The sequence below is a fragment of the Ruegeria sp. genome (assembly GCF_965221235.1).
GTDB lineage: Bacteria > Pseudomonadota > Alphaproteobacteria > Rhodobacterales > Rhodobacteraceae > Ruegeria.
Window position 1 is genome coordinate 3,115,259 of the sequence record NZ_CBDCRS010000004.1, and the last position, 23,513, is coordinate 3,138,771.

Genomic DNA, 23,513 nt, shown 5'->3' on the forward strand with positions numbered 1-23,513 from the left:
GCAAAGATCACCTATGTTGAGGCTCAGGAAACGGAGTTGAGCAATGAACGCCAATCGGATCATCGACATGATCGTGCGTCAGGTGATGCGTCGCCTTATCAATAAAGGCGTGGACAAGGGTTTTGATATGGCAGGTCGCATGGGTGGCCAGTCGGATGAACCCAACCGCACAAAGAATGGGCCGCGCCCGTCGCAGAACCTGAAACAGGCGCAGCGGATCACCCGCCAGATGCGCCGGTTCACCAAATTCTGATCAGCTTACAGCCTTGAAATGTTTGGACAGTTTCAATCCCTGTCCCTGATAATTCGATGCGATGCCAGCGCCGTATAGCTGCGTGGGCATCTCGGACATCTTTTCATAGACCAAACGCCCGACGACCTGTCCGTGCTCCAGCACGAAGGGGGCCTCGTGGCAGCGTACTTCCAGCACGCCGCGCGATCCGGCTCCGCCAGCGGCGGCATGGCCGAAACCGGGGTCAAAGAAGCCCGCGTAGTGAACGCGGAACTCACCGACCATCGCCAGATACGGGGCCATTTCGGCGGCGTACATCGGCGGGATGTGGACGGCCTCGCGGCTGACCAGAATATAGAACGCGCCGGGGTCGAGGATGATGCGGCCGTCACTGGTGCGCACTTCCTCCCAGTATTCCTGCGGGTCGTATTCGCCGATGCGGTCGAGGTCGATCACGCCGGTATGCGGCTTGGCGCGATAGCCCACGAGATCGGTGTCAGGCAGTTGCAGATCGACCGAGAACCCCAAGCCATCCTGAATCACCGCGGGACCGTCGACCAGCGGGGACTCGTTGTGTAGTGCGGTCAGTTCCGTATCGCTAAGCACGGCTTGACCCTGACGAAAACGAATCTGGTTCAGCCGCATCCCGGGACGCACCAGAACCGAGAAGGAGCGCGGGCAAATCTCGGCGTAGAGAGGCCCGGTATAGCCTGCAGGAACGCGGTCGAATTCGGTGCCGCCATCGGTGATCGTACGGGTCAGCAGATCCAGCCGCCCGGTCGAGCTTTTGGCGTTGGCCACAGCGGTCACGCCCTCGGGCAGGGCCAGCGACTCCATCAGTGGCACAAGATAGACGCAGCCCTTTTCCAGCACCGCGCCGTCCGAAATGTCGATACGGTGCATCTCGAACTCGGTCAGGCGATCTGAAACCGAACGCCCTTCGCCTGCCAGAAACGAGGCGCGCACACGGTAAGCTACTGTTCCCAGACGTAAATCCAGACTGGCTGGTTGCACCTGAGCGGGGATGACCTCGGGGCTTGCGGTGATCTCACCGCGCGCAATCATGCCTTCGATCTGTTGGTTTGGGCATACACCTGTCATTCCGATCCCCCCTGATGCCAGAGCGGGATCTGGCCTGTCTGCCATAAACGTCGGTGTGATTTGGTCGGGCTAGCAGGACTCGAACCTGCGACCTTCCGTCCCCCAGACGGACGCGCTACCAGGCTGCGCCATAGCCCGACGTTGAGGTGTTCATAAAGACTTTCCCGGCAGGGGCAAGAGGAAATCATCGCCTTTTTTTCTTATCCCGCCGTTCGGTTTTCAATGCGGTTCAATACAGCGCGCAGGTCCTTTGCCACTGGTGCAATCTGCTTTAGCAACTGGTCGTCAAATTCGGTGCGGTTCCAGGCTTGCGTGGCGATTCCACCCAGTAGGGGGGCTTCGTCCAGATATTCAGGCACAGGTTCCGCAGATTTTGCTGCCGCAGGTTCGGCGGGAGGCACCGGTGTCGAAGCAGGTGCCGACTCGCCCAGATCAAGATTGATCTGCTCGCTCGCCGGTGCTGGCTTGGACGCGAAGGGGACAACGACGCTGTCGTTCACCGTGTCCTCAGGCTGTGCCACTTCATCCAGCCCCTGAGACAAAGCGGCCACGTGGTTCACACCCTGTTCGCGCAGGATACGTTGCACGCCTTTGATGGTGATCCCATCCTCGTGCAGCAGCTTCTTGATGCCGCCCAACAAGCGCATGTCATTGGGCCGGTAATAGCGCCGACCGCCGGCACGCTTGACCGGTTTGACCTGACTGAAACGGCTTTCCCAGAATCGCAGCACATGAGCTTGAACGCCCAGCCAGTCCGCAACTTCACTGATGGTGCGAAAGGCGTCGGGAGACTTGCTCATGACCGTGCCGTCCTGATCTTACTTACGGTTCCCTGCGGCGACGCGATCCTTCATCAGGTGCGACGGGCGGAAGGTCAGAACGCGACGGGGTTGAATCGGAACTTCTTCGCCGGTTTTAGGGTTCCGGCCAATACGGGCGGTCTTGTCCCGAACGCTGAACGTGCCAAAAGACGAAATCTTCACCTGTTCCCCGCGTACCAGCGCGTCAGACATATGGTTCAGAACGCTTTCGACCAGTTGCGCGCTTTCGTTGCGTGACAGGCCTACCTCGCGAAAGACCGCCTCGCTCAGATCCATTCGGGTCAGTGTTTTATCGCCCATGCCAATTCCCCCTGTTGATGCCATAGAATATGGCGGGGGGAAATTCACTGTCAATATCAATGAATTGCAAGTCGGTGTGTAAGCCGTTTTGCGCCGGTTACCAGCGCAGGACAACCGCACCCCAGGCAAGACCGCCGCCAATGGCTTCGGTGACCAGAAGGTCGCCCTGCTTGATCTGACCGCGCTCTTTGCCGACGGACAGAGCAAGCGGAATCGACGCGGCAGAGGTGTTGCCATGGTCCTGAACAGTCACCACGACATTCTCCATCGGCAGGCCCATTTTCTTGGCAGTGCCTTGAATAATACGGATATTTGCCTGATGCGGCACGATCCAGTCGACGTCTGCGCTGCTGAGGCCAACGCTGCCCAAAGCGGTGTTGGCTGTTTTCGCAAGCTTTTCAACGGCATGGCGGAAGACCTGATTCCCTTGCATCCGCAGGTGACCGGTCGATTGGGTCGACACGCCGCCATCCACATAGAGCAGATCCTTGTAACGACCATCCGAATTCAGATCGGTCGCAAGAATACCGCGATCCTGGGCGGTGCCTTCGCCCTCTTGCAGTTCCAGCACCAGCGCACCGGCACCGTCGCCGAACAGAACGCAGGTGGAGCGGTCGGTCCAGTCCATGATTCGCGAGAAGGTCTCGGCCCCGATCACCAGTACACGCTTGGCCTGACCGGATACGATCAGCGCGTTGGCATTGCTGAGGGCAAAGACGAACCCTGCGCAGACGGCCTGAACGTCAAAGGCGAATCCTTTGGTCATCCCCAGCCGCGCCTGAACCATAGTCGCCGCAGACGGAAAGGTCAGATCGGCGGTTGATGTCGCAAGAACGATGGCGTCGATGTCATCGGCGGTCAGCCCAGCATCTGCCAGCGCAGCCTCAGCCGCCTTGGTGGCCAGATCCGAGGTGGTTTCATCATCGGCGGCAAAGTGGCGGCGTTCGATGCCTGAACGGGTTCTGATCCACTCATCCGACGTATCGAGCGTCTTTTCAAACTCGGAATTCGGAACGATGCGCTCTGGCAAATAATGTCCGACACCTACAACAACTGAACGGCCTGCCATTTGGGGGTACTGCCTTTATTGTTATTCGCCCGCCTTTGGCGGTACGTGCGCGGCATCTTGTGCAAGCTCGGCTGTTGATGCAACCCGTGCCGCCAATTTTTCGGCGAAACCAGACTGGGCCAGGGTAAAGGCCAGCTTGACTGCCGCTGAGACTCCGGTGGCATCCGCGCCACCGTGGGATTTGACCACAGTTCCGTTGAGGCCAAGAAACACCCCGCCATTCACACGGCGCGGGTCGATACGTTTACGCAGGCGCTGCAACGATGTGATCGCCAGCACGGATGCCAGACGAGAGAGGGGGGAATATTTGAACGCTTCGCGCAGCAGATCGCCAATCAGGCTGGCTGTGCCTTCACCCGTTTTGATCGCTACGTTGCCGGTAAATCCATCGGTAACAATGACATCCGCCTTGTCGCCAGGGATATCACTGCCTTCAACGAAACCGACAAACTCAAAGTTCGCCTGATCTGCGAAGTCCGAGATCATCGCGTGCGCTTCTTTTAGCTCGGCGCGGCCTTTGTGTTCTTCGGTGCCGACATTCAGCAAGCCGATCCGCGGACGTTCCAGTGCCATTCCGTTGCGCGCGTAAGAGGCGCCCATCAGCGCGTATTGCAGCAGATCCTTGGCGTCGGCCCGTACATCCGCGCCTACATCCAGCATCACGTTGAACCCCTGTGGGTTGCGCGATGGCCACAGAATCGCAATAGCCGGGCGGTTCACACCCGGCAATTTTCGCAGCCGCATCATCGACAGCGCCATCAGCGCGCCGGTATTGCCGCAGGACACAGCACCATGAGCCTCGCCCTGCCGCACTGATTCCAGCGTCGACCACATCGAGGTCTGCTTGCCGCTGCGGACAACCTGACTGGGCTTGTCCTCCATCGTGACCACGTCGGGGCAATCACGAAAAACGACGCGCCCCTGAAGGACACGCCGTTTGGCGACAAGTTTGCGCAGCGTTTGCTCAGGCCCGTGCAGGATGAATGCGATCTCGGGGTTCTTGTCCGCCGATTTGGCGATCCCCGCCACCACAGCGGCGGGTCCCGAGTCTCCGCCCATAGCGTCAACCGAGATGGTAATCCGTCCGGCCTGCGTGGGCTGTTCCGTCATGCCTTGCCTGCGCTTTTAGAGGCTTAGGCCGCGTCTTCGTCCAGGTCGATTTCGTCGGCCTGTGCGACGACTTCACGGTCATCGTAGTGGCCGCAGGACGCGCAGACGTGGTGCGGGCGCTTGAGCTCACCGCAGTTGGGGCATTCGTTCGGGTTTGCAGCAACCAGAGCGTCGTGTGCGCGACGGTTGTTGCGACGCGACTTGGAAACTTTGTTCTGTTGGACGGCCATGGTCTCAACCTTTGTCTACTGAGGGTCAGCAGATTCGCCGCCGACCGGGTTTCATTCTTCGTTTTTCTCGTGGTTTGACGCGCGTTTAGGGCACGAGCCCCACGTTGTCCAACCCAAATTCCGATGAGCGCGCGAAAATACTGCGATTCTCGACATGTTCAAGCGATTTTTCTGAGGGCGTGCTATGACAGGAAAACAGACCTATGTCACTCGTCTTTTTTCAGTGCATCACGCAGGCCGGCCAGACCGGCAAAAGGTTTGACGTCCTCATCTGTCATGGCCTGTTTGCCCGGCTCGGTGAAATCGCTCTGATCCAATTCGGCACCGTCTTTGCGCGGATATTGGGGCAGGGACAGCGACAGAGCTTCGACCATGACTAGTGCCGGGTCGATCTCGGGGCCCAGCGGTTCGGTCTCATCTCCTTCGGGAATTTCAAACTCGGGTTCATCCGGGTCCTCCCAGTCGGCTACAAAGACTCGCATCACCGGAGTGTCGATCCGAGTGGTCACCGGTTCCAGCGAAACCACACAAGGCTGAATCACCGTGGCCCCAAGTTTGCCCGTCAGCACCCAGTCGCGTTTGCCCTGTGCCTTTACGTCACCCACAAAGCTGAGCTTGCGCAGCCCCAGCAGGCCCAGCTCGTCCCTTATGGCCTCAAGCCCCTTGTTATCGGGGCGCAGTTCAAAAGGTGTTGGTGCGTTCTGGGGCAGGTCGGCCACCCGCAGCGACGTTTGTTTGCTCATTCGTGACCCTTTCCTGTGTTGAACCGGGGCGTCGGTTTCTGTAATCGGATAGGGTCCGCACGGGGCCAAGGCAAGAGGGTGTAAATGTTGAAGTGTGTGAACAGGTTGAAACCGGCGGCTAAAACGCTTGTCTTTGCAGCCTGTCTGGCAGCGGTTGCCGGGTGCACTCCGATTTTCAGGAATCACGGATATATCCCTCCGGCTGAGGAACTGGCTGAGATTAAGGTCGGCGTCGATACCCGCGACAGCGTGATCGAGGCGGTGGGTGCGCCCAGCTCATCCGGCGTGGTGCGGGATTCGGGCTTTTATTACGTCCGCTCGCGCATTCGTCATTATGGACCCAAGCGACCCGAGGTCGTCTCGCGCGAGTTGGTGGCGATCAGTTTCGATGATCGTGGAGTGGTCCGCAATATCGAGCGTTTTGGGCTTGAGGACGGCATTGTTGTGACGCTGGATCGCCGCGTGACCGAGTCGACAATCCAAGGCCAGGGCCTGCTGCGGCAACTGCTTGGCAATATCGGCAACTTCAACCCGGCCAATATTCCGGGCCAGTCGTAACAATCCGACGCCACGCCTTGCCATGGTCACATGACAGTCACACATACTGTGGTAGGGACACCGCAAGTGTGAACAGGTCAGCAACCGCGGAGGATGCGACCATGGCAGTTTTGCTTTGCAAGGGTCGGTATCGCGCCCGTCTGGCGCAATCGCCACGGGATGTGGCAGATGCGCAGAAGCTCCGGACCTTGGCCTTCGGGACTGGTCAAACAGATCAGGACGCGTTCGATCCGGTCTGCGCCCATATTCTGGTTGAGGATACTCAGGCGGGGCATCGGCTGGTGTGCTGTTTCCGCATGCTGACCATGCGGGATGGCACTGAGATCGGCCGCAGTTACTCGGCTCAGTATTATGATCTGTCGGCGTTGGAAGGCTTTGACGGACGCATGGTTGAGATGGGGCGGTTTTGCATCCATCCGGACTGGAAAGACCCGGACATCCTGCGGGTCGCGTGGGGGGCAATGACAGCGTATATCGACCAGAACGGGATTGAGATGTTGTTCGGTTGTTCGTCCTTTGCGGGGACCGAAACCGACGACTATCTGGACGCCTTTGCGATACTCAAACATCGTCATCTTGCGCCAAAGCGATGGTTGCCGCGGGTAAAGGCACCGGATGTGTTCCGGTTTGCATCCCGTTTGCGCCGCAGACCGGATGCGAAAAAGGCGATGCTGCGGATGCCGCCCCTGTTGCGGACCTATCTGATGATGGGGGGCTGGGTCAGTGATCATGCGGTGGTGGATCGGCATATGAACACGCTGCATGTATTTACCGGGCTGGAAATCGGAGCGATTCCCCCGGCGCGGAAACGTCTGCTGCGGGCGGTGGCCGGGTGATTCCGTATTTTTGACGAGAAGAAGCAGGGGCGTTGACGCGCCAGCCCAGCCGGTTTAGCTGGCGGGCATGGCGAGAATTCCTTTGTTGCAGATGGCCGGCATTTCCCTGACCTTCGGGGGCGATCCGGTGTTTTCCGAGCTTGATCTGGTGGTTCAACCCGGGGATCGGGTGGCTCTGGTCGGGCGGAACGGTTCAGGTAAATCCACACTTATGAAAGTGATGGCGGGTCTGGCCGAGCCAGATCAGGGCGACATCGTGGTGCCTCCGGGCAAGTCTGTTGGATATATGGAACAGGATCCGACGATGGCGGGGTTTGCCACGCTGGGCGACTATGCCTCAAGCGGGTTGGAGCCGGGCGAGCTGTATAAGGTTGAGCGTGCGGGAGAGGGGCTGAAATTCGATCCGGCGCGCGCGGTCGAAACGGCCTCGGGCGGGGAACGGCGGCGGGCGGCTTTGGCGAAGCTGATGGCCGAAGCACCAGACCTGATGTTGCTGGATGAGCCGACCAACCATTTGGATATCGAGGCCATTGCCTGGCTGGAGCGAGAGTTGGGGTCTACGCGGGCTGCGTATGTACTGATCTCGCACGACCGTGCGTTTCTGCGGGCTTTGACGCGGGCGACTCTGTGGATTGATCGCGGTGCGGTGCGGCGGCAGGAACAGGGGTTCGATGCCTTCGAGGCCTGGCGCGACAAGATCTGGGAAGAAGAGGACCAGCAACGCCACAAGTTGAGCCGTCTTATCAAGTCCGAGGCGAAATGGGCTGTTGAGGGCATCAGCGCGCGGCGCAAACGTAATCAGGGCCGGGTGCGGGCATTGCAGGCGTTGCGGGCCGAGAAAGCGGCACAGATCAAGCGGCAGGGTTCAGCGGCGATGACGCTTGAGGCTGGACCAAAATCCGGGCGAAAAGTCATTGAGGCCAAAGGCTTGTCCAAGTCATTTGATGCGCAACAGATCGTGCGTAACTTTGATCTGCTGGTGCAGCGCGGCGACCGCGTGGCCTTTGTTGGACCCAACGGCGTGGGCAAGACGACGCTGCTCAAGATGCTTTTAGGGCAAGAGCAGCCGGATGACGGCTCGGTGAGTTTGGGCACCAATCTTGAGATTGCCGTGTTCGACCAGACCCGCGCGCAGCTGGACCCAGAGATGAGCCTGTGGGACAGTTTGACCGGCGACCCCGAGATGCGGGTTTCGGGCAAGGCCGATCAGGTGATGGTCGGCGGGCAGCCGAAACATGTGGTCGGTTACCTCAAGGAGTTTCTGTTCGACGAGCGGCAGGCAAGAGCGGCGGTTAAGTCTTTGTCAGGTGGCGAGAAAGCGCGGCTGCTGCTGGCCAAGCTGATGGCGAAATCCTCGAACCTGCTGGTGCTCGACGAACCGACCAACGATCTGGATGTGGAAACGCTGGATTTGTTGCAGGAGTTGTTGGACGATTACGATGGCACTGTTCTTCTGGTCAGCCACGACCGAGACTTTTTGGATCGCGTCGCCACGACGACCATCGCGATGGAGGGCAATGGCCGGGCGACCGTCTACGCGGGCGGGTGGTCGGATTACATCGCTCAGCGCGGTGATGTGGCTGAGAAGAAGATCGAAAAATCAAAGCCCTCTAAGCCAAAGGTAAAGCAGGAAAGCCAGCCTAAATCAGGGCTTTCCTTCTCGGAAAAGCACCGGCTTGAGAAACTGCCTGCTGAAATATCTCGTCTCGAAGCAGAGATCGGCAAGCTGGAGGAACTCATGTCCGATCCTGAGTTGTTCACCCGTGAGCCTGTCAAATTCCAGAAAGCGACCGAAGCGCTGGTTGAGCGGCAAGAAAAGCTGGCCGCTGCCGAAGAGGAGTGGCTGTTGCTGGAAGAAAAGGCTGAGGGCGCTTAAGCGTTTATTGGCCGGGCCGGGTTACCGACCACCGTCTGGTCGGTCGCGACGTCCTTGGTCACGACGCTGCCCGCGCCGATGATCGCGTTGTCGCCGATGGTGATGCCGGGCATCAGGATGGCCCCTCCGCCGATCCAGACATTCTGGCCAATGGTCACAGGCAATCCGATCTCAAGACCTCGGGCGCGGTCAGCCGGGTCTTTGGCATGCTGGGCGCAATAGATCTGCACATGCGGGCCGAACATCGTACCGTCTCCGATCCGAACGGGTGCCGTGTCCAGCACCACGCAGCGCGTCAAGTTCGGGGTCCAGGCAGCAATACCATTGCCCCGCCTCCATTTTCTCGCGTTCGGTCATAAGACAGGCCTAGCGCATGCGCAGGGCGCCGTCGATGCGGATAACCTCTCCGTTCAGATAACCCATTTCCACAATGAACCCGGCAAGCCGCCCGAATTCGCGCGGATCGCCCAAACGGGCAGGGTTTGGGACATCAGCGGCCAGTTGCTGCTGCACCTCTTCGGGTAGGCCCGCCAGCATTGGTGTCATGAAGATGCCCGGAGCGATCGTCATCACCCGCACCCCGGAAGACGCCAAATCGCGCGCCATTGGCAGGGTCATGCCCACAACGCCACCCTTCGACGCTGCATAGGCCGCTTGCCCCTTTTGCCCGTCGAATGCAGCGATCGAGGCGGTGTTGATGATCACGCCGCGCGCGCCGTCCGGTTCAGGTTCGTTCTTGATCATCGCGGCAGAGGCCAGCCGCGAGACGTTGAAGGTACCCACGAGGTTAATGTCGATGGTGCGCTGAAACGCATCCAGCGGGTGGGGGCCATCCTTGCCGAACGTTTTGATGCCATAAGCAATCCCGGCGCAATTCACCGTAGCTGTGATCCGCCCCATCTTTTCCATCGCAAGCGCAATGGCCGCAGCAACCGAGGCTTCGTCGGTGACATCAGTTTGCGCGAAATACCCACCGATCTCAGAAGCGACCTGTGCTCCACGCTCTGCATCGCGGTCAAGGATCGTGACGGTAGCCCCCTGTTCGGCGAAATGACGAGCGGTGGCTTCTCCAAGGCCTGACGCGCCTCCGGTTACGACGGCAGCTGTGGTGGACAATTGCATGTGGGTTCGCCCCTCTGAGATATGAACACCCGTTCATTTACCCGTGTGAGGGGGCGGCTGTCTACATGTCTATCGCTCTATTTCATTGCTGCGTTAGCTCAGTTGAAAACAAAGCGACCGCCCAGTGGGGCGGCCGTTCTGTGTTTTCGTTTTGGGTATGTTCAGCCCAATTGCACCAAGGCATGCCGCTTTTTCCCTGCGCTCAGCTTAATCGGCGACGACAGTGCGTCCGCGTCGATCATCAGGCCCGCGTCGGTCAGTGGTGCGTCGTCCAACCTCGCGCCGTTTTCGGCGATCAAGCGCTTGGCCTCTTTGCCCGATTTTGCCAGACCGGATTTCACGATCAGTTGCACGATGGACGCGGGCAGGTCTGCCTGGCTGAGGGTCAGGGTTGGAAGATCATCTCCAATGCCACCCTTTTCGAACACCTCACGCGCGGTGGCTTCGGCGGTTGCTGCGGACTCGGCCCCGTGGGCAAGGGTGGTCACTTCGTTGGCGAGGCGGATTTTGGCCTCGTTGATCTCGGACCCTTGCAAGGCACCCAGGCGGTCACACTCATCCACCGGCATTTCGGTGTAGAGCTTCAGGAACCGCCCCACATCCGCATCCGTGGTGTTGCGCCAGAACTGCCAGAACTCATAGGGCGAGCGCATGTCGGCGTTCAACCAGACAGCCCCGTCCTGAGACTTGCCCATCTTCTTACCGTCGCTGGTGGTCAGCAGTGGCGAGGTCAGTCCGTAGATTTCGTGATCCAGCACCCGGCGGGTCAGGTCGATCCCGTTGACGATGTTGCCCCATTGGTCCGAACCACCCATTTGCAGAACACAGCCATAACGGCGGTTCAGCTCAAGGAAGTCATAAGCCTGCAGGATCATGTAGTTGAATTCGAGGAAGGACAGTGATTGCTCGCGATCCAGCCGTGATTTCACGGACTCAAACGAAAGCATCCGGTTGACCGAGAAATGCCGCCCGATATCGCGCAGGAAATCGAGGTAGTTCAGGCCGTCCAGCCATTCGGCATTATTCAGCATCAGCGCCTTGTTCTCGGCGTCGCTGTCATAGTCGATATAGGCCGAGAACACCTTTTTGATGCCGGCGATGTTCTCGTCGATCTGTTCGGGTCCCAGCAAGGGGCGTTCATCCGCGCGGAACGACGGATCGCCCACCTTTGTGGTGCCGCCGCCCATCAGGGTGATCGGCTGGTGGCCGGTCTTCTGGAACCAGCGCAGCATCATGATCTGGATCAGGCTGCCCACATGCAACGACTTGGCCGTTGCATCAAAGCCGATATAGGCCGGTTTGCACCCACTGATCAGCGCTTCGTCAAGGCCCTGATAATCGGTGCAGTCGGCGAGAAAGCCGCGCTCGATCATCGTGGCGATGAAATCCGATTTGGGGTGGTAGGTCATATCGTGCCCTTTGGGTTGATGTTGCGGGGCAGTGTATAGGCGGTGGGGGTGGCAAGGAAAAGGCACCTTTTCCAAGAAAAACACGTGGCCTGCGCGATGTGGCTTGCCTTGGGTTTGCGTTACCGTGCAGGTTGTGGGCAACGCGCCGGAGAAACGGGCGCGATGAGGATCAAAGAGGGCAAACGTGGGCCGGGCTATCAGCAGAACAGGCGCGATCAAAGCATTGGGTGCAATGTCCGGGACATCTCTGGACGGTGTGGATGCGGCGGTGGTCGAAACCGATGGGCGTCAGATTCTCGGGTTCGGCCCCAGCGGGTATCGCCCGTATTCCGACAGCGAGCGCGAGGATCTGCGCGCAGCCCTGGGTCAGTGGCACGGTGCAGCGGTGGACAAGGCGGCGGAACTGGCGACATTTGCCCATGCCGAGGCGCTTTCGGAATTCGAAGATGTCGACCTGATCGGTTTTCACGGCCAGACGCTCGCACATGAGCCGCGCGGGCGGGGAACCCTGCAAGTGGGCGACGGCAAGGGGCTGGCGCAGGCGCTCGGTGTGCCGGTGGTCTGGGATTTCCGCACCGATGATGTTGCTATGGGGGGTGAAGGCGCGCCTCTGGCCCCGTTCTTCCACTTCGCCTGTGCCAAATGGATTGGCGCGACCGAGCCGCTGTGTTTCTTGAACCTCGGTGGGGTGGGCAACCTCACCTATGTTGATCCTGGGTTTGATGGACCTGAAGCACCCGGTGCATTGCTGGCCTTTGACACTGGCCCCGCCAATGCGCCCGTGGATGACCTCATGCAGGCGCGTTTGGGCCTTCCAATGGATCGCGACGGGGCCGTTGCGCGCGGTGGCACGGTTGAGACTGGCGCGCTGGAGCTGTTTCTGGCCGAGCCATATTTCAAACGGATGCCGCCGAAATCGCTGGATCGCAACGACTTTGCCGAGATGATCGGGTTGGTGAGTGAGCTATCCGATGCCGACGCCGTTGCCACTCTGACCGGGATGTGCGCTGCGGGTGTTTTGCAAGGGATGGAGCATTGCCCCAAACCGCCCTCACGTTTGCTGGTGACGGGTGGCGGGCGGCACAACCCGGTGTTGATGGAGATGCTGCGCGTCTCGCTGGATTGCCCGGTCGAACCGGTCGAGGCGGTTGGTCTGGACGGAGACATGTTGGAGGCGCAGGCATTCGCCTACCTCGCCGTCCGCGTGGCGCGTGGCCTACCGACCTCATGCCCGGGGACAACCGGGGTCAAGGCTCTGGTCGGCGGTGGCGTGGTGAGTTCGGTTCAGGGGTAAAGCCAGCCGTCGAGGTTCGCCATACACTACAACTCCGTCAGGTCGTCACAGCGACAATGGCAACAGCGGCGAGGGCCGCGCAGGCAAAGATGGCCAGTATCGCCAGCCTGTCCCGCAACGCGCGGCGCTTTTCCGTGATCAGCGCGGCCCGTTCTTCGTCCGACAAAGCCGTTGGGGCCGGTTCGGGTCGCAGCCAGAAAAACAGCATCAGCCCTGCTAGCGCGAGATAGGGCAGGAACACGACAAGCATCAAGCCAAGGTGGTACCCGTCCGATCCCGGGGTCAACGCAGTATGCAGGTAACCGCTCCCGAGCTGATACAGCATGAACAGGTGCAGGATCAGAAAGCTACCCAGTGTCAGGACAACAAGGTGCAACCTATTGCTGCGCCCGTGGCGGTCATGCCGGCGCATCCCGTCATCAGCCAGCTTTTTCGCGCTGAGCATAAACAGATCCAACAGGCCAAGGCCAAAGACCACGAGTAGGGGAATTGACAGATAATGCACGGCCCCGGCACCGCTGCCCGATCCGTGCGAACCAAACAGAATAAAGGCCAGACAGGCCAGCAACCCGGCCCCACCGACACCCAGCTTGATCCACATGAGCACGACATTTACGTCTCGGTTTTGGCCGCGCCACATGGGGCCTCGGGGGTCTTGCGGATACTCATGCTGTGACATGACAGGTGGCCTCTAAATGCTTGATCGAAATATATCTCCTTAATTTGCACTGATTTGCGGTCGGAATAAGGCCGCACGTATTAGAAGACTTATTTGTGTGGTTTCTCTGCCATAGGGAGAGGTCTTAGCCACGCGGAATATCAAACTCCGGCTCAGCCAGTTCAAACCCGTCGAACTCGAACCCCGGTGAAACGGTGCAACTGACCAGAGTGTAGTCTCCGGTCGACTGCGCCGATTGCCAGTGATCTTTGGGAACGATCAGTTGCGGCGCGCCCTGCGACAGGTCCGGGCTCAGAACGTGGTCAGTCGCGGGGCCTGCGTCCGTGGGGCTGAGGGACAGGGTCAGGGGCGCTCCGGCGTGGTACAACCAGATCTCGGTGGCATCGACGCGGTGCCAGTGGCTGCGCTGACCGGCTTGCAGCAGGAAATAGATACAGGTGCCGGTGGCGCGACCTTCGTTTTCAGCCCGCCATGTTTCGCGGAACCAGCCGCCTTCGGGGTGAGGTTGCAGGTTCAGATGGGCGATGATCTCTTGGGCGGTCATTTCAGTCCTCGTTGTGTTGGCGCGATTATGCACGGGATGGGTCGATCCGCTATGGTATTTGCGCGTTCGGGGAATATGTTTGCCGCATGACTTTGACGATCCCGTTTGACAACAGCTACGCCCGCCTTCCCGATACGTTCTACGCTAGGCAGGCCCCGATGCCCGTGCGTGCGCCTCATCTGGTGGCGTTCAACGATGACCTCGCGCGAATTCTGGGCATTTCCCCCGGTGACGCGCAGGAGATGGCCGAGGCCTTTGCCGGTAACACATTGCCCGCGGGGGCCGAACCGATTGCGCAGCTGTACTCCGGACATCAGTTCGGTACGTACAATCCGCAGTTGGGCGATGGGCGTGCTGTCTTGCTGGGAGAGACCGTCGGCACAGATGGTGTGCGCCGGGACATTCAGCTGAAAGGGTCGGGCCAGACCCCATTCAGCCGTCAAGGTGATGGCCGGGCGTGGCTTGGCCCGGTTCTGCGCGAATATGTCGTGTCCGAAGCGATGCACGCGCTGGGCGTTCCTACGACACGCGCCCTTGCTGCGGTCGAGACCGGAGAAACGGTGTTTCGCGAAGGCCCTATGCCGGGGGCGGTTCTGACCCGCGTGGCGCAAAGCCATCTACGGGTGGGAACGTTTCAGGTTTTTGCCAGCCGACGTCAGACCGACGCCCTGAAAAGGCTTACCGCCTACGCGATTGAGCGTCATTACCCACAAGCCGACGGGCCGATGGGCCTGCTGCGCGCTGTCCGGGATGCGCAGGCACAGTTGATTGCTAAGTGGATGAGCGTCGGGTTCATTCATGGGGTGATGAACACCGACAATTCCTCGATTGCTGGCGAGACGATCGACTATGGCCCGTGTGCATTTATGGACACGTATCACCCGAACACGATCTACAGCTCAATCGATCGGATGGGCCGCTACGCCTATTCCAACCAGCCTGATATTGCGGTGTGGAATCTGGCGCAGCTAGCGACCGCTCTGATCCAGCGGATGGACGAACCCGAAGCCGCAGTGCAAGAGGCCACCGAGATCGTTCACGCGATGCCAGCACTGATCCAAAAGGAATGGCTGACACGGTTCCGCGCCAAGATCGGTCTGAGCACCGAAGAAGAAGGCGACGAGGCGCTGATTACCGATCTGCTGACTCGGATGGCGCAGAATAGCGCGGATTTCACCAATACGTTCCGGGCGCTGGGCGGGGACAAGGCCCGCGATCAGTTTACGGACCCTGGCGCCTTTGACACTTGGGCCAGAGGTTGGCAGGACCGGTTGGCGCGTGAAGACGACCCTCAGGCTGTAATGACCGCTGCGAACCCGGCCTTCATTCCTCGCAACCATCGGGTCGAGCAGATAATTCAAGCCGCCGTTCAGGGGGACTATGCACCGTTCCACCGTCTGAACACGGTTCTGGCCCGACCTTATGAGGATCAGCCTGAGGCGGCTGACCTGACGCGTCCTCCGACCGAAAGTGAAGTGGTCCACGCGACATTCTGCGGAACGTAAGCGCGGGATATTACTTTCGAACAATCTCCAACACGGCGGCGCTGACGATAAGAATGGCACCAAGCAATTCGCGTATCCCGAAATGTTCACCCGACAGGGCGGCAGCAGAGGCAAGGCCGACCACAACCTCGCTCATCAACAGCAGGCCGACACGGGCAGGGGACAGCCGTGTTGCCGGCCAGATCGTCATGAAGGTCATCGGCAGGATGTAGAGGGCGGATAGCAGCACAAAACCCAGCACTTTGGTCGTATCAGGCCCTGCAATATGGGGTGTTATTGGCCCCGGCAGAAAGGCAAGACTCAGCACGGACAGCGCTACCGCACCCAGAACAAAGGCCAACACCTGCCCGGATGGCGCAATGTTGCGTGTGCGGTACAGCCCAAGAGTTCCAAGCGCCCAGCATATGCCAGACGCCAGCGCCAGCCAGTCGCCGATGTTCTGCGGCAGGGGAAACCCACCTGCACCGCCCAACACAACGAATAACCCGCCAAGTCCGCAAACCAGCCCAATGATCCGCCTGGGGCCCAGGCCCTCTTTCAGAAAGATCAACCCCAGCAGCGTCCCCCAGATGGGTGTCAGATAGAACAACAGGATCGAGCGCACCACGTCGGTATACACGAGGCTGATGGAATACATGCTGAAGGCCGCGCCGGTGAACATGCCGCTCAGCACCAAGTCTTTCCATTGCGACGCCAAGGCCTGCCGATCCCGCCACACCAGCGGAAACAAAAACAGCAGGGCCGAGCAATACATGGCGATACCCGGCCATGGACCGGTCAGGCCGAGGTCAAAGAAGAACCGAACGGGGATCCAGTAAAGGCCCCACATCATGCCTCCGACAACAAGGACGAGGCTGGCCCGCATTGTGTCGTTGTGCTGCATCTCGCTCGAAACCATCTTGCCCTCACTGCACCGGGTCCCTGTGCGCGAATTAATCGTCGGTTGCAGCGGGATCAAGGGCGGTCATGTTCGGGGTGACTGCGCCCTAGGGATATCAGGGGTTGCACCCGGCGGCTGGCGTGGCACTCTGTGGGTATTCGCCTGATCGGGACCTCATGAAACCTCATTCAACCCTGCGCATCGCCAGTTACAACATTCAGAAATGCGTCGGGCTCGATTTCCGGCGGCAGCCTCAGCGCATCATGCAGGTCATTGACAGCATGCAGGCCGATATCGTGGTGCTGCAAGAGGCTGACAAGCGTTTGCCACCGCGCCCCGCCGCATTACCGCATTTCATGCTGGACGAGGCTGGGTGGCAGATCGTCGAGTTGGGCGGGGCAGGCAGTCTGGGCTGGCATGGCAACGCTGTGATCTGGCGCGGCGATAGCATTCAGGTGCGGCAGACTGGGCATCACGATTTGCCGGGTCTGGAGCCCCGGGGTGCGGTTCGGGTCGAGTTTGACACCCAGATCGGCCCGCTGCGCGTTATGGGGATGCACCTTGGGTTACTGCCAGCCTCGCGTCGTCAGCAGATCACCCACATCCGCCGATTTGACGACCATCTGGATAACATGCCCACTGTCTGGGCTGGCGATTTCAATGAATGGTCCCGCCAGCCGGTGCTGGACCATCTGGCCCCGGACATGCGTTTTCTGCCTCCGGTTCCCAGTTTCCCGGCAGCGCAGCCGTTGGGCGCGCTGGACCGGATCGCGCTGGGCGCAGGGCTTGAGGCGGTGCTGCATGGCGTTCACGATGCGCGGCCTGCGCATATTGCCTCGGACCACCTGCCGATCTGGGCCGACCTGCGCCGCGCGGCATAGGAAAAATCCCCTGTGGCGCCAGCCGCGCAGACGTATTAAGACAGAGACCCGAACTACTCCGAGGGGTCATTCATGTCCGATACGATCATCGCCCGGTGCGAAGCCAAAGGCCTGCGCATGACGGGGCAGCGCCGTACAATTGCGCAGGTGCTGCAGCAAAGCGAAGATCATCCGGACGTCGAAGAGCTGTACGCGCGCGCCTCAAAGGTAGATTCGGGTATTTCCATCGCCACCGTCTATCGCACCGTGAAACTGTTCGAAGAGGCCGGGATTCTCGAGCGTCTGGAATTCGGTGACGGCCGCGCCCGCTATGAGGATGCCGAACGGGACCATCACGACCACCTGATCGACATGCAGTCGGGCGAAGTGATCGAATTCGTCGACCCCGAGATCGAAGCGCTACAGGAAAAAATCGCGGCCAAGCTGGGATATAAGCTAAAGGGTCACAGACTGGAACTGTACGGCGTGCCGCTGGAGCAGGACTGACTCATCACAAATCGCGAAGGGGCGGCGCACGGGATATCATATTTCCGGTGCTGATATGTGTTGCCAGACCGGTCAGCATTTGTGAATGCTATGGCAGCCGCGGCAATTCGGGCCGCCTTTCCCTGTGGACACGCTTATGAACAACGTAAACGCCATCTTAATGGTTGTCGCTGCTATGGCTGCCTTTTCGCTTGAGGACATGTTCATCAAGCACCTGTCGACCAGTGTGTCGACGGGGCAGATATTGGTGGTGTTGGGAATAGCATGCGGTTTGGCCTTTGCCGTGATGGCCGTGGTGACGCGTCAGCGTATTTTTGATCCGGTCGCGTGGCAGACCCTGCCGCTTATGCGGGCCGCGACCGAGGCCGTGGCGGCGCTGTCCTTTATCACGGCGCTGTCGCTGATTGATCTGTCGACCGTCGCGGCGGTGTTTCAGGCCTTGCCGCTGGTCGTGACCATGGGCGCGGCGTTGTTTCTGGGCGAGCAGGTCGGCTGGCGACGGTGGAGCGCAATCGGCGTCGGTTTCATCGGGGTTCTGATGATCATCCGCCCGGGGTTCGTCGGATTTCAGCCGGAAACTCTGCTGGTTATCATTTCTGTTGTCGCTATTGCCGCGCGGGACTTGATTACCCGGCGTCTGGACGCCCGCATCGCCTCATCCGTTGTGGCGTTGCAGGCCTATCTGGTCGTCGCTCTGGCAGGGGCCGCCTTCATGGTCTTTAACGCGCAACCGGTGGTGCCGCTTCAAGCAGCGCAAATCGCCCCCTATGTCGGCGCAATCGGCTTTGGCATGCTCGGCTATCTCGGCATCGTCACCGCCATGCGGATCGGAGAGGCCTCAGCCCTGACCCCGTTCCGTTACTCGCGGCTGCTGTTTTCGACCATGGCCGGGGTGCTGATGTTTGGTGAACGCCCCGATACGATGACGTTGACCGGGGCCACGTTGATCATCGGGTCCGGCCTCTACACCTTTATCCGAGAGCGCAGGCTGGCGCACCAGATCGCAGTTGCCGCTTGACGGATCGTCGCAGGTTGGCGCAAACATCTGCCTTAGAGCCTGACCCAAAAGTCTCAGGAGTTCAAAAACCCCGACCTTGTGACCGGAATTTGGCCCCAACAGACACACGGAGGCAGTGAGAACTGATGCGTGGACACTCAAAATCGGCCCGAAATCAGGGTCTCGGGGACTTTTGGGTCAGGCTCTTAGATCGTGTTAGCGATAACATGAACGGTTTACTTTTCGCCCGGTGATGCTAAGAGGCGTGCAACTGATTGCAGCCACAGGGACGCACCTCATGAGCACCATCATCGACATCCACGCACGCGAAATTCTGGACAGCCGGGGCAACCCGACGGTCGAAGTCGACGTGATCTTGGAAGACGGCACTATGGGCCGAGCTGCCGTGCCCTCGGGCGCATCGACCGGTGCCTATGAGGCAGTGGAAAAGCGCGACGGTGACAAGGCGCGCTACATGGGCAAGGGCGTGCTGGAGGCCGTCGCAGCGGTAAACGGTGAAATCGCCGAGGAACTTGTGGGCTTTGACGCGACCGAGCAAGTGGCCATCGACCAGGCGATGATCGAGTTGGACGGGACCGAGAACAAGGGCCGTCTGGGCGCCAATGCCATTCTGGGTGTCTCGCTGGCGACAGCGAAGGCTGCCGCAGATTTCACCACGCAGCCTCTGTACCGCTATGTCGGTGGCACCTCGGCGCGGGTTCTGCCGGTTCCGATGATGAATATCATCAATGGCGGTGAGCATGCCGACAACCCGATCGACATTCAGGAATTCATGATCATGCCGACCTCGGCCGCGAACATCCGCGAGGCGGTGCGCATGGGCTCCGAGGTATTCCACACGCTGAAGAAAGAGCTGTCGGCTGCTGGTCTGGCGACAGGTGTCGGCGATGAGGGCGGCTTTGCCCCGAATATCGCGTCGACCCGTGAAGCGCTGGATTTCATCCTGAAGTCTATCGAAAAGGCGGGTTACAAGCCAGGTGAAGAAATCCATCTGGCGTTGGACTGCGCGGCAACCGAATACTTTAAAGACGGCAAGTATGTTCTGGCGGGTGAGGGTATTTCGCTGTCGTCCGAAGAAAACGCGGCCTATCTGGCAGCGCTGGTCAATGACTATCCGATCATCTCGATCGAAGACGGCATGTCCGAGGATGACTGGGACGGTTGGAAAGCCCTGACCGACGCCATCGGCGACAAGGTGCAGCTGGTTGGCGACGATCTGTTCGTGACCAATCCCGAGCGCCTGGCCGAAGGCATCGACCGGGGTTGTGCAAACTCGATGCTGGTTAAGGTGAACCAGATCGGTTCGCTGACCGAGACCCTGCGCGCCGTCGATATGGCCCACCGCGCGCGCTATACCAACGTGATGTCTCACCGCTCGGGTGAAACCGAGGATGCCACCATCGCCGATCTGGCCGTGGCAACCAATTGCGGTCAGATCAAAACCGGCTCTCTGGCGCGGTCAGACCGGTTGGCCAAGTACAACCAGCTGATCCGTATCGAGGAATCGCTGGGTGAAGTTGCAGAATACGCGGGCGCTTCGATCCTGAAACGCTAAGTGTTAGGCTGATCCTCAAATCTGAGTGAGGATCAGCGCTTGCTAAACATCATAGAACCCAGAACGCCGGACCACTTCGATGCGGTCCGGCGTTTGTGTTGGGAGTATCGGGATTTCCTACTGATGCTGGATGAACGATCCCGGAGCATTGTCCGAACCTTCTATCCGCGTGAAAAATATGCGCGTTTGATGACTGCGATTGAGGCTGAACACAGCCCTCCGAACGGTGGTACTTGCCTTGCGATCAAGGGGGATCAGCCCGTCGGATGCGGTATGTTCCACACGATTGAACCGGGCGTGGCCGAAATCAAACGTGTCTTTGTAGCGGATACTGCGCGCGGAACAGGGGCAGGCTTTGCCATCATGCAATACCTTATCAAGCAATGCCGTGACTTGGGTTTTGACTACATCAGAATGGACACCGGAAAACCACTGGAGGCAGCGACTCGGCTATATCTATCAATGGGGTTTCGATTGCGGGACGCGTACTCGGAAATTCCGGAAATCGCCGACGGTCATCTGCTGTTTTTTGAGATGGATTTGCGTTCGAACCGCCCTGACTAAGGAAGTATCGAAATTTTCTTATTCCGTATTCCCTATGTAATTGTTGGGAAATTTCCATTTGTCAAAGTTGTCCTGACATAAATTCACTTATGTGTGAACTTTTTCATACAAGTATCACTTTGAACTGACGTATTCTGAGGCCATTACAGAAAGGAGCACACCATGACTGGTTCAAAATTCCTTCTCGTAGCTTCAGTGATCAGCACTGTTTTTCTGGCGGCCTGTGCGGGCCCGGGGACCTATCCGATTTCGGGTGAATCGGTGTCGGCCAATGATCCGGTTCTGGAGATGGACAACGTGTCCATGATGTTCCGGGGAGAGGCGCGCTAAAGCGTCTTGCTCATCAGCATGTAACGGTCGCGCGCTTTGAAACCGGTGCGCAGATAGAGCTTCTGCGTTCTCTCGTTCATACGGTCGACCTCAAGATGCAATGCGGTCAGACCTGCGCTGGCCAAGGCTTTGGGCAGGTCCAGTAACACTTCGGTTGCTATTCCTCGGCCACGGACGGCGGGGCGGATGTAAATCTCGTCGATAAATCCATCCATGCCACCGAATTCCACTGACCAACCGAAGGTCAGCACGACATAGCCCAACGGCGCACGGCCGGGACCGATCAGATAAACACAGCCGTGCGGAATGCCCTCAAGCAGCGGCAGCAACGCTTCACGGCGCTGATCGGCGTCCTGTTGAATTCCAGCCTCAGAGTGGAAAGCCGAAACCAGCCCCATCAAACGATCCAGGTCTTCGGGGCGGGCGAGTTTCAGTGCAGCGCTCATAGGCGGGCCAACCTTTCTGTAAGCAGGTCGAAAAACCCGGCTGCGTCGACGTCTCCCATGAACATGGCGTTTGGTGCGCGGCCCGTAACCCGCCACCAGTCGGCCACGGTCATGCCCAGTGTCAGCTCTGACTGAGTTTCTATTTCAACATTGATATGACGACCCGAGAACAGCTCTGGGCGGATTAGGTATGCGGTCACGCAGGGATCGTGCAGGGGTGCCCCGTCCGAGCCGTATTTTTCCTTGTCGAAGCGTTCGAAGAAATCGGTCATCTCGGCCACGGCATGACCAACTTTGCTGTCCAGCGCCCGGAAGGCATCGTTGCGATGGGGCGTGACCAGTGCGTCGTGGGTCACATCCAACGGCATAACCACGATGGGAGCGCCTGATTTAAACACGATTTCAGCGGCTTCCGGGTCGACGTAAATGTTAAACTCTGCCGCCGGAGTGATGTTGCCGACCTCGAAATACGCTCCACCCATCAACACGATTTCCTGTACCCGGTCGACGATGTCGGGCGCTTTCTGAAAGGCTGTTGCGATGTTGGTCAGCGGCCCCAGCGGGCAGAGCGTCACGGTACCCGGCTCATGCGCGTGTAATGTGTCGATGATGAAGTCCACCGCGTGACCATCGGTCAGAGGCATCTGCGGGTCCGGCAGGACAGGACCGTCCAGCCCGGTTTTGCCATGCACATGTTCAGCAGTGACCAGTGGGCGGTTCAGTGGGCGGTCGCATCCGGCATAGACAGGTACGTGTGTATGCCCGGCCAACTCACAGACGATGCGCGCGTTCTTGGCTGTCAATTCTAGTGGGACGTTTCCAGCGACGGCTGTGATGCCCAGCACGTCGATCTCTTCGGGGCTGGCAAAGGCTAACAGGATGGCGACGGCGTCGTCCTGACCGGGGTCGGTGTCGATGATGATTTTGCGCGGTGCCATACTGTGCCTCCGAGGTCTTGAAGGGCGGACACTCGCAAGTGTCACCGCACTTGTCTAGCCGATTTACGTGTCGGCCACGGCATCCACCGGCGGTAGTTTGCCGTTGGCGCGATGTTCTTCGACCTTCACCTCGTCCCACAACGCATCCATCTCGGCCAGATCGCTTTGCGAGGGGGTCTTGCCCCGGGCTGCCAACCGCGCCTCGACCTGTTCGAAACGGCGGGTGAACTTGGCATTGGTACGGCGCAGGGCGGCCTCGGGCTCGATCCCCAGATGTCGGCCCAGATTGACTATCACGAAAAGCAGATCGCCGAATTCATCTTCCAGGGCATCCGCGTCCATGCTGTTGCGGGCCTCTTCCAACTCGGCGGCCTCTTCGGTGATCTTGGCCAGAACATGGCTGGCATCGGGCCAGTCGAATCCCACGCGGGCGGCGCGCTTTTGCAGCTTATGGGCGCGGAGAAGGGCGGGCAGGTTGGCGGCAACACCGTCCAGAGCGCCTTTCTGTTCCTTGCCCGCGCGCTCGGCGGCTTTGATCGTTTCCCAGTCGCGGGTCTGTTGCTCAGCTGACTTATCGCGAGATTCGTCGCCGAATACATGCGGGTGGCGGTCGACCATCTTGTCGGACATTGTCCGCACTACGTCCTGAAAAGTGAAATGTCCGGCTTCTTCCGCCATTTGTGCGTGGAAGACGGACTGGAACAGCAGGTCGCCCAGTTCGCCCTTCAACTCATCATAGGCCTCACGTTCGATGGCGTCGGCGACCTCATAGGCCTCTTCGATTGTGTAAGGGGCAATTGTTGAAAAATCCTGTTCGATATCCCATGGGCAGCCGGATTGCGGGTCGCGCAGGCGGCGCATGATTTCCAGCAAACGCTCTATACCCGCATCGCTGTCGTGGATCAGAGGATTTTCGGCCATTGCGAACCCTTTCGTTCCGGTGTCAGATGCATCCATTCCGCAGTCAGGATCAGGAGTCCACCCCA

General features: G+C 59.4%; 28 protein-coding genes and 1 tRNA gene. 12 read left to right on the forward strand and 17 right to left on the reverse strand.

All coding sequences use genetic code 11. The annotated features are described in order from the left end of the window. Positions 1-43: 43 nt before the first annotated feature. Entirely contained in the window at positions 44-253 is a 210-nt protein-coding gene (locus ACOQOY_RS18840; protein WP_420586864.1) for a hypothetical protein, read from the forward strand. On the opposite strand, the gene ACOQOY_RS18845 is transcribed toward ACOQOY_RS18840, so the two are convergent. The 8 genes from ACOQOY_RS18845 to ACOQOY_RS18880 all read right to left on the reverse strand — a co-directional run bounded on the left by ACOQOY_RS18845 (position 254) and on the right by ACOQOY_RS18880 (position 5,606). Beyond that, positions 254-1,333, reverse strand: coding sequence for a 2'-deoxycytidine 5'-triphosphate deaminase (locus tag ACOQOY_RS18845; RefSeq protein WP_420586865.1), 1,080 nt, complete (start codon positions 1,331-1,333; stop codon positions 254-256). A 61-nt stretch (positions 1,334-1,394) separates the two neighbouring features. Continuing rightward, positions 1,395-1,471: transfer RNA gene (locus ACOQOY_RS18850), tRNA-Pro, on the reverse strand. 62 nt (positions 1,472-1,533) lie between these two features. Beyond that, the gene (locus tag ACOQOY_RS18855) at positions 1,534-2,133 is read right to left on the reverse strand and encodes a MerR family transcriptional regulator (protein WP_420586866.1); all 600 of its coding nucleotides are present in this window, start codon (positions 2,131-2,133) and stop codon (positions 1,534-1,536) included. 18 nt (positions 2,134-2,151) lie between these two features. Then, entirely contained in the window at positions 2,152-2,454 is a 303-nt protein-coding gene (ihfA, locus tag ACOQOY_RS18860; RefSeq protein WP_008755922.1) for an integration host factor subunit alpha, read from the reverse strand. 97 nt (positions 2,455-2,551) lie between these two features. After that, the gene (locus ACOQOY_RS18865) at positions 2,552-3,523 is read right to left on the reverse strand and encodes a beta-ketoacyl-ACP synthase III (protein ID WP_420586867.1); all 972 of its coding nucleotides are present in this window, start codon (positions 3,521-3,523) and stop codon (positions 2,552-2,554) included. A 21-nt stretch (positions 3,524-3,544) separates the two neighbouring features. Beyond that, a complete protein-coding gene (gene plsX / locus ACOQOY_RS18870; RefSeq protein WP_420586868.1) occupies positions 3,545-4,633 on the reverse strand; it encodes a phosphate acyltransferase PlsX in 1,089 nt (362 codons plus the stop codon). A gap of 23 nt (positions 4,634-4,656) precedes the next feature. Beyond that, on the reverse strand, positions 4,657-4,863 hold the full coding sequence (rpmF, locus tag ACOQOY_RS18875) for a 50S ribosomal protein L32 (RefSeq protein ID WP_008756996.1): 207 nt from the start codon (positions 4,861-4,863) through the stop codon (positions 4,657-4,659). Between the two features lie 206 nt (positions 4,864-5,069). Beyond that, complete coding sequence (locus ACOQOY_RS18880; protein WP_420586869.1) at positions 5,070-5,606, reverse strand: YceD family protein; 537 nt, start codon at positions 5,604-5,606, stop codon at positions 5,070-5,072. Between the two features lie 84 nt (positions 5,607-5,690). On the opposite strand from ACOQOY_RS18880, the gene ACOQOY_RS18885 reads away from it, so the two are divergent. The 3 genes from ACOQOY_RS18885 (at position 5,691) to ACOQOY_RS18895 (ending at position 8,876) form a co-directional block, all read left to right on the forward strand. Further along, positions 5,691-6,164, forward strand: a complete 474-nt coding sequence (locus ACOQOY_RS18885) for an outer membrane protein assembly factor BamE (RefSeq protein ID WP_420586870.1) — start codon at positions 5,691-5,693, stop codon at positions 6,162-6,164. 101 nt (positions 6,165-6,265) lie between these two features. Then, the gene (locus ACOQOY_RS18890; protein WP_420586871.1) at positions 6,266-7,000 is read left to right on the forward strand and encodes a GNAT family N-acetyltransferase; all 735 of its coding nucleotides are present in this window, start codon (positions 6,266-6,268) and stop codon (positions 6,998-7,000) included. A 67-nt stretch (positions 7,001-7,067) separates the two neighbouring features. Further along, complete coding sequence (locus ACOQOY_RS18895) at positions 7,068-8,876, forward strand: ABC-F family ATP-binding cassette domain-containing protein (RefSeq protein ID WP_420586872.1); 1,809 nt, start codon at positions 7,068-7,070, stop codon at positions 8,874-8,876. On the opposite strand, the gene ACOQOY_RS18900 is transcribed toward ACOQOY_RS18895, so the two are convergent. The 3 genes from ACOQOY_RS18900 to tyrS form a co-directional block, all read right to left on the reverse strand. Then, complete coding sequence (locus tag ACOQOY_RS18900) at positions 8,873-9,175, reverse strand: DapH/DapD/GlmU-related protein (protein ID WP_420586873.1); 303 nt, start codon at positions 9,173-9,175, stop codon at positions 8,873-8,875. The genes ACOQOY_RS18895 and ACOQOY_RS18900 overlap by 4 nt on opposite strands. A 67-nt stretch (positions 9,176-9,242) precedes the next feature. Further along, positions 9,243-9,998 (reverse strand): 3-hydroxyacyl-CoA dehydrogenase, encoded by a 756-nt coding sequence (locus ACOQOY_RS18905; RefSeq protein ID WP_420586874.1) that lies wholly within the window; start codon positions 9,996-9,998, stop codon positions 9,243-9,245. Positions 9,999-10,159: 161 nt separating this feature from the next. After that, complete coding sequence (gene tyrS, locus ACOQOY_RS18910) at positions 10,160-11,407, reverse strand: tyrosine--tRNA ligase (protein WP_420586875.1); 1,248 nt, start codon at positions 11,405-11,407, stop codon at positions 10,160-10,162. Positions 11,408-11,639: 232 nt separating this feature from the next. Between tyrS and ACOQOY_RS18915 the strand changes: the two genes are divergently transcribed. Then, entirely contained in the window at positions 11,640-12,701 is a 1,062-nt protein-coding gene (locus ACOQOY_RS18915; RefSeq protein WP_420587279.1) for an anhydro-N-acetylmuramic acid kinase, read from the forward strand. 37 nt (positions 12,702-12,738) lie between these two features. Here the strand turns inward: ACOQOY_RS18915 and ACOQOY_RS18920 are convergent, their stop codons facing one another. Together ACOQOY_RS18920 and ACOQOY_RS18925 are read right to left on the reverse strand one after the other, a co-directional pair. Next, on the reverse strand, positions 12,739-13,380 hold the full coding sequence (locus tag ACOQOY_RS18920; RefSeq protein ID WP_420586876.1) for a hypothetical protein: 642 nt from the start codon (positions 13,378-13,380) through the stop codon (positions 12,739-12,741). Positions 13,381-13,504: 124 nt separating this feature from the next. After that, entirely contained in the window at positions 13,505-13,924 is a 420-nt protein-coding gene (locus ACOQOY_RS18925; RefSeq protein ID WP_420586877.1) for a cupin domain-containing protein, read from the reverse strand. 86 nt (positions 13,925-14,010) lie between these two features. Between ACOQOY_RS18925 and ACOQOY_RS18930 the strand changes: the two genes are divergently transcribed. Further along, a complete protein-coding gene (locus ACOQOY_RS18930; RefSeq protein ID WP_420586878.1) occupies positions 14,011-15,429 on the forward strand; it encodes a protein adenylyltransferase SelO in 1,419 nt (472 codons plus the stop codon). 10 nt (positions 15,430-15,439) lie between these two features. Here the strand turns inward: ACOQOY_RS18930 and ACOQOY_RS18935 are convergent, their stop codons facing one another. Further along, the gene (locus ACOQOY_RS18935; RefSeq protein WP_420586879.1) at positions 15,440-16,327 is read right to left on the reverse strand and encodes a DMT family transporter; all 888 of its coding nucleotides are present in this window, start codon (positions 16,325-16,327) and stop codon (positions 15,440-15,442) included. Positions 16,328-16,485: 158 nt separating this feature from the next. On the opposite strand from ACOQOY_RS18935, the gene ACOQOY_RS18940 reads away from it, so the two are divergent. The 6 genes from ACOQOY_RS18940 to ACOQOY_RS18965 all read left to right on the forward strand — a co-directional run bounded on the left by ACOQOY_RS18940 (position 16,486) and on the right by ACOQOY_RS18965 (position 21,143). Next, positions 16,486-17,190 (forward strand): endonuclease/exonuclease/phosphatase family protein, encoded by a 705-nt coding sequence (locus tag ACOQOY_RS18940; RefSeq protein WP_420586880.1) that lies wholly within the window; start codon positions 16,486-16,488, stop codon positions 17,188-17,190. 72 nt (positions 17,191-17,262) lie between these two features. Continuing rightward, on the forward strand, positions 17,263-17,676 hold the full coding sequence (locus ACOQOY_RS18945; RefSeq protein WP_170556884.1) for a Fur family transcriptional regulator: 414 nt from the start codon (positions 17,263-17,265) through the stop codon (positions 17,674-17,676). Between the two features lie 136 nt (positions 17,677-17,812). Beyond that, positions 17,813-18,694, forward strand: a complete 882-nt coding sequence (locus tag ACOQOY_RS18950) for a DMT family transporter (protein ID WP_420586881.1) — start codon at positions 17,813-17,815, stop codon at positions 18,692-18,694. 277 nt (positions 18,695-18,971) lie between these two features. Continuing rightward, the gene (eno, locus tag ACOQOY_RS18955) at positions 18,972-20,249 is read left to right on the forward strand and encodes a phosphopyruvate hydratase (protein WP_420586882.1); all 1,278 of its coding nucleotides are present in this window, start codon (positions 18,972-18,974) and stop codon (positions 20,247-20,249) included. Positions 20,250-20,288: 39 nt separating this feature from the next. Then, positions 20,289-20,813, forward strand: coding sequence for a GNAT family N-acetyltransferase (locus ACOQOY_RS18960; RefSeq protein WP_420586883.1), 525 nt, complete (start codon positions 20,289-20,291; stop codon positions 20,811-20,813). Between the two features lie 162 nt (positions 20,814-20,975). Then, a complete protein-coding gene (locus ACOQOY_RS18965; RefSeq protein WP_420586884.1) occupies positions 20,976-21,143 on the forward strand; it encodes a hypothetical protein in 168 nt (55 codons plus the stop codon). Here ACOQOY_RS18965 and ACOQOY_RS18970 read toward each other — a convergent pair. From ACOQOY_RS18970 to mazG, 3 genes are all read right to left on the reverse strand, one after another. Beyond that, a complete protein-coding gene (locus tag ACOQOY_RS18970) occupies positions 21,140-21,589 on the reverse strand; it encodes a GNAT family N-acetyltransferase (protein WP_420586885.1) in 450 nt (149 codons plus the stop codon). The two genes, ACOQOY_RS18965 and ACOQOY_RS18970, sit on opposite strands and share 4 nt — an antisense overlap. Next, positions 21,586-22,527: a nucleoside hydrolase gene (locus ACOQOY_RS18975; RefSeq protein ID WP_420586886.1), complete on the reverse strand. Its 942-nt coding sequence runs from the start codon at positions 22,525-22,527 to the stop codon at positions 21,586-21,588. The genes ACOQOY_RS18970 and ACOQOY_RS18975 overlap by 4 nt, the downstream gene beginning before the upstream one ends. A 63-nt stretch (positions 22,528-22,590) precedes the next feature. Continuing rightward, on the reverse strand, positions 22,591-23,448 hold the full coding sequence (mazG, locus tag ACOQOY_RS18980) for a nucleoside triphosphate pyrophosphohydrolase (RefSeq protein WP_420587280.1): 858 nt from the start codon (positions 23,446-23,448) through the stop codon (positions 22,591-22,593). Positions 23,449-23,513: the final 65 nt, after the last annotated feature.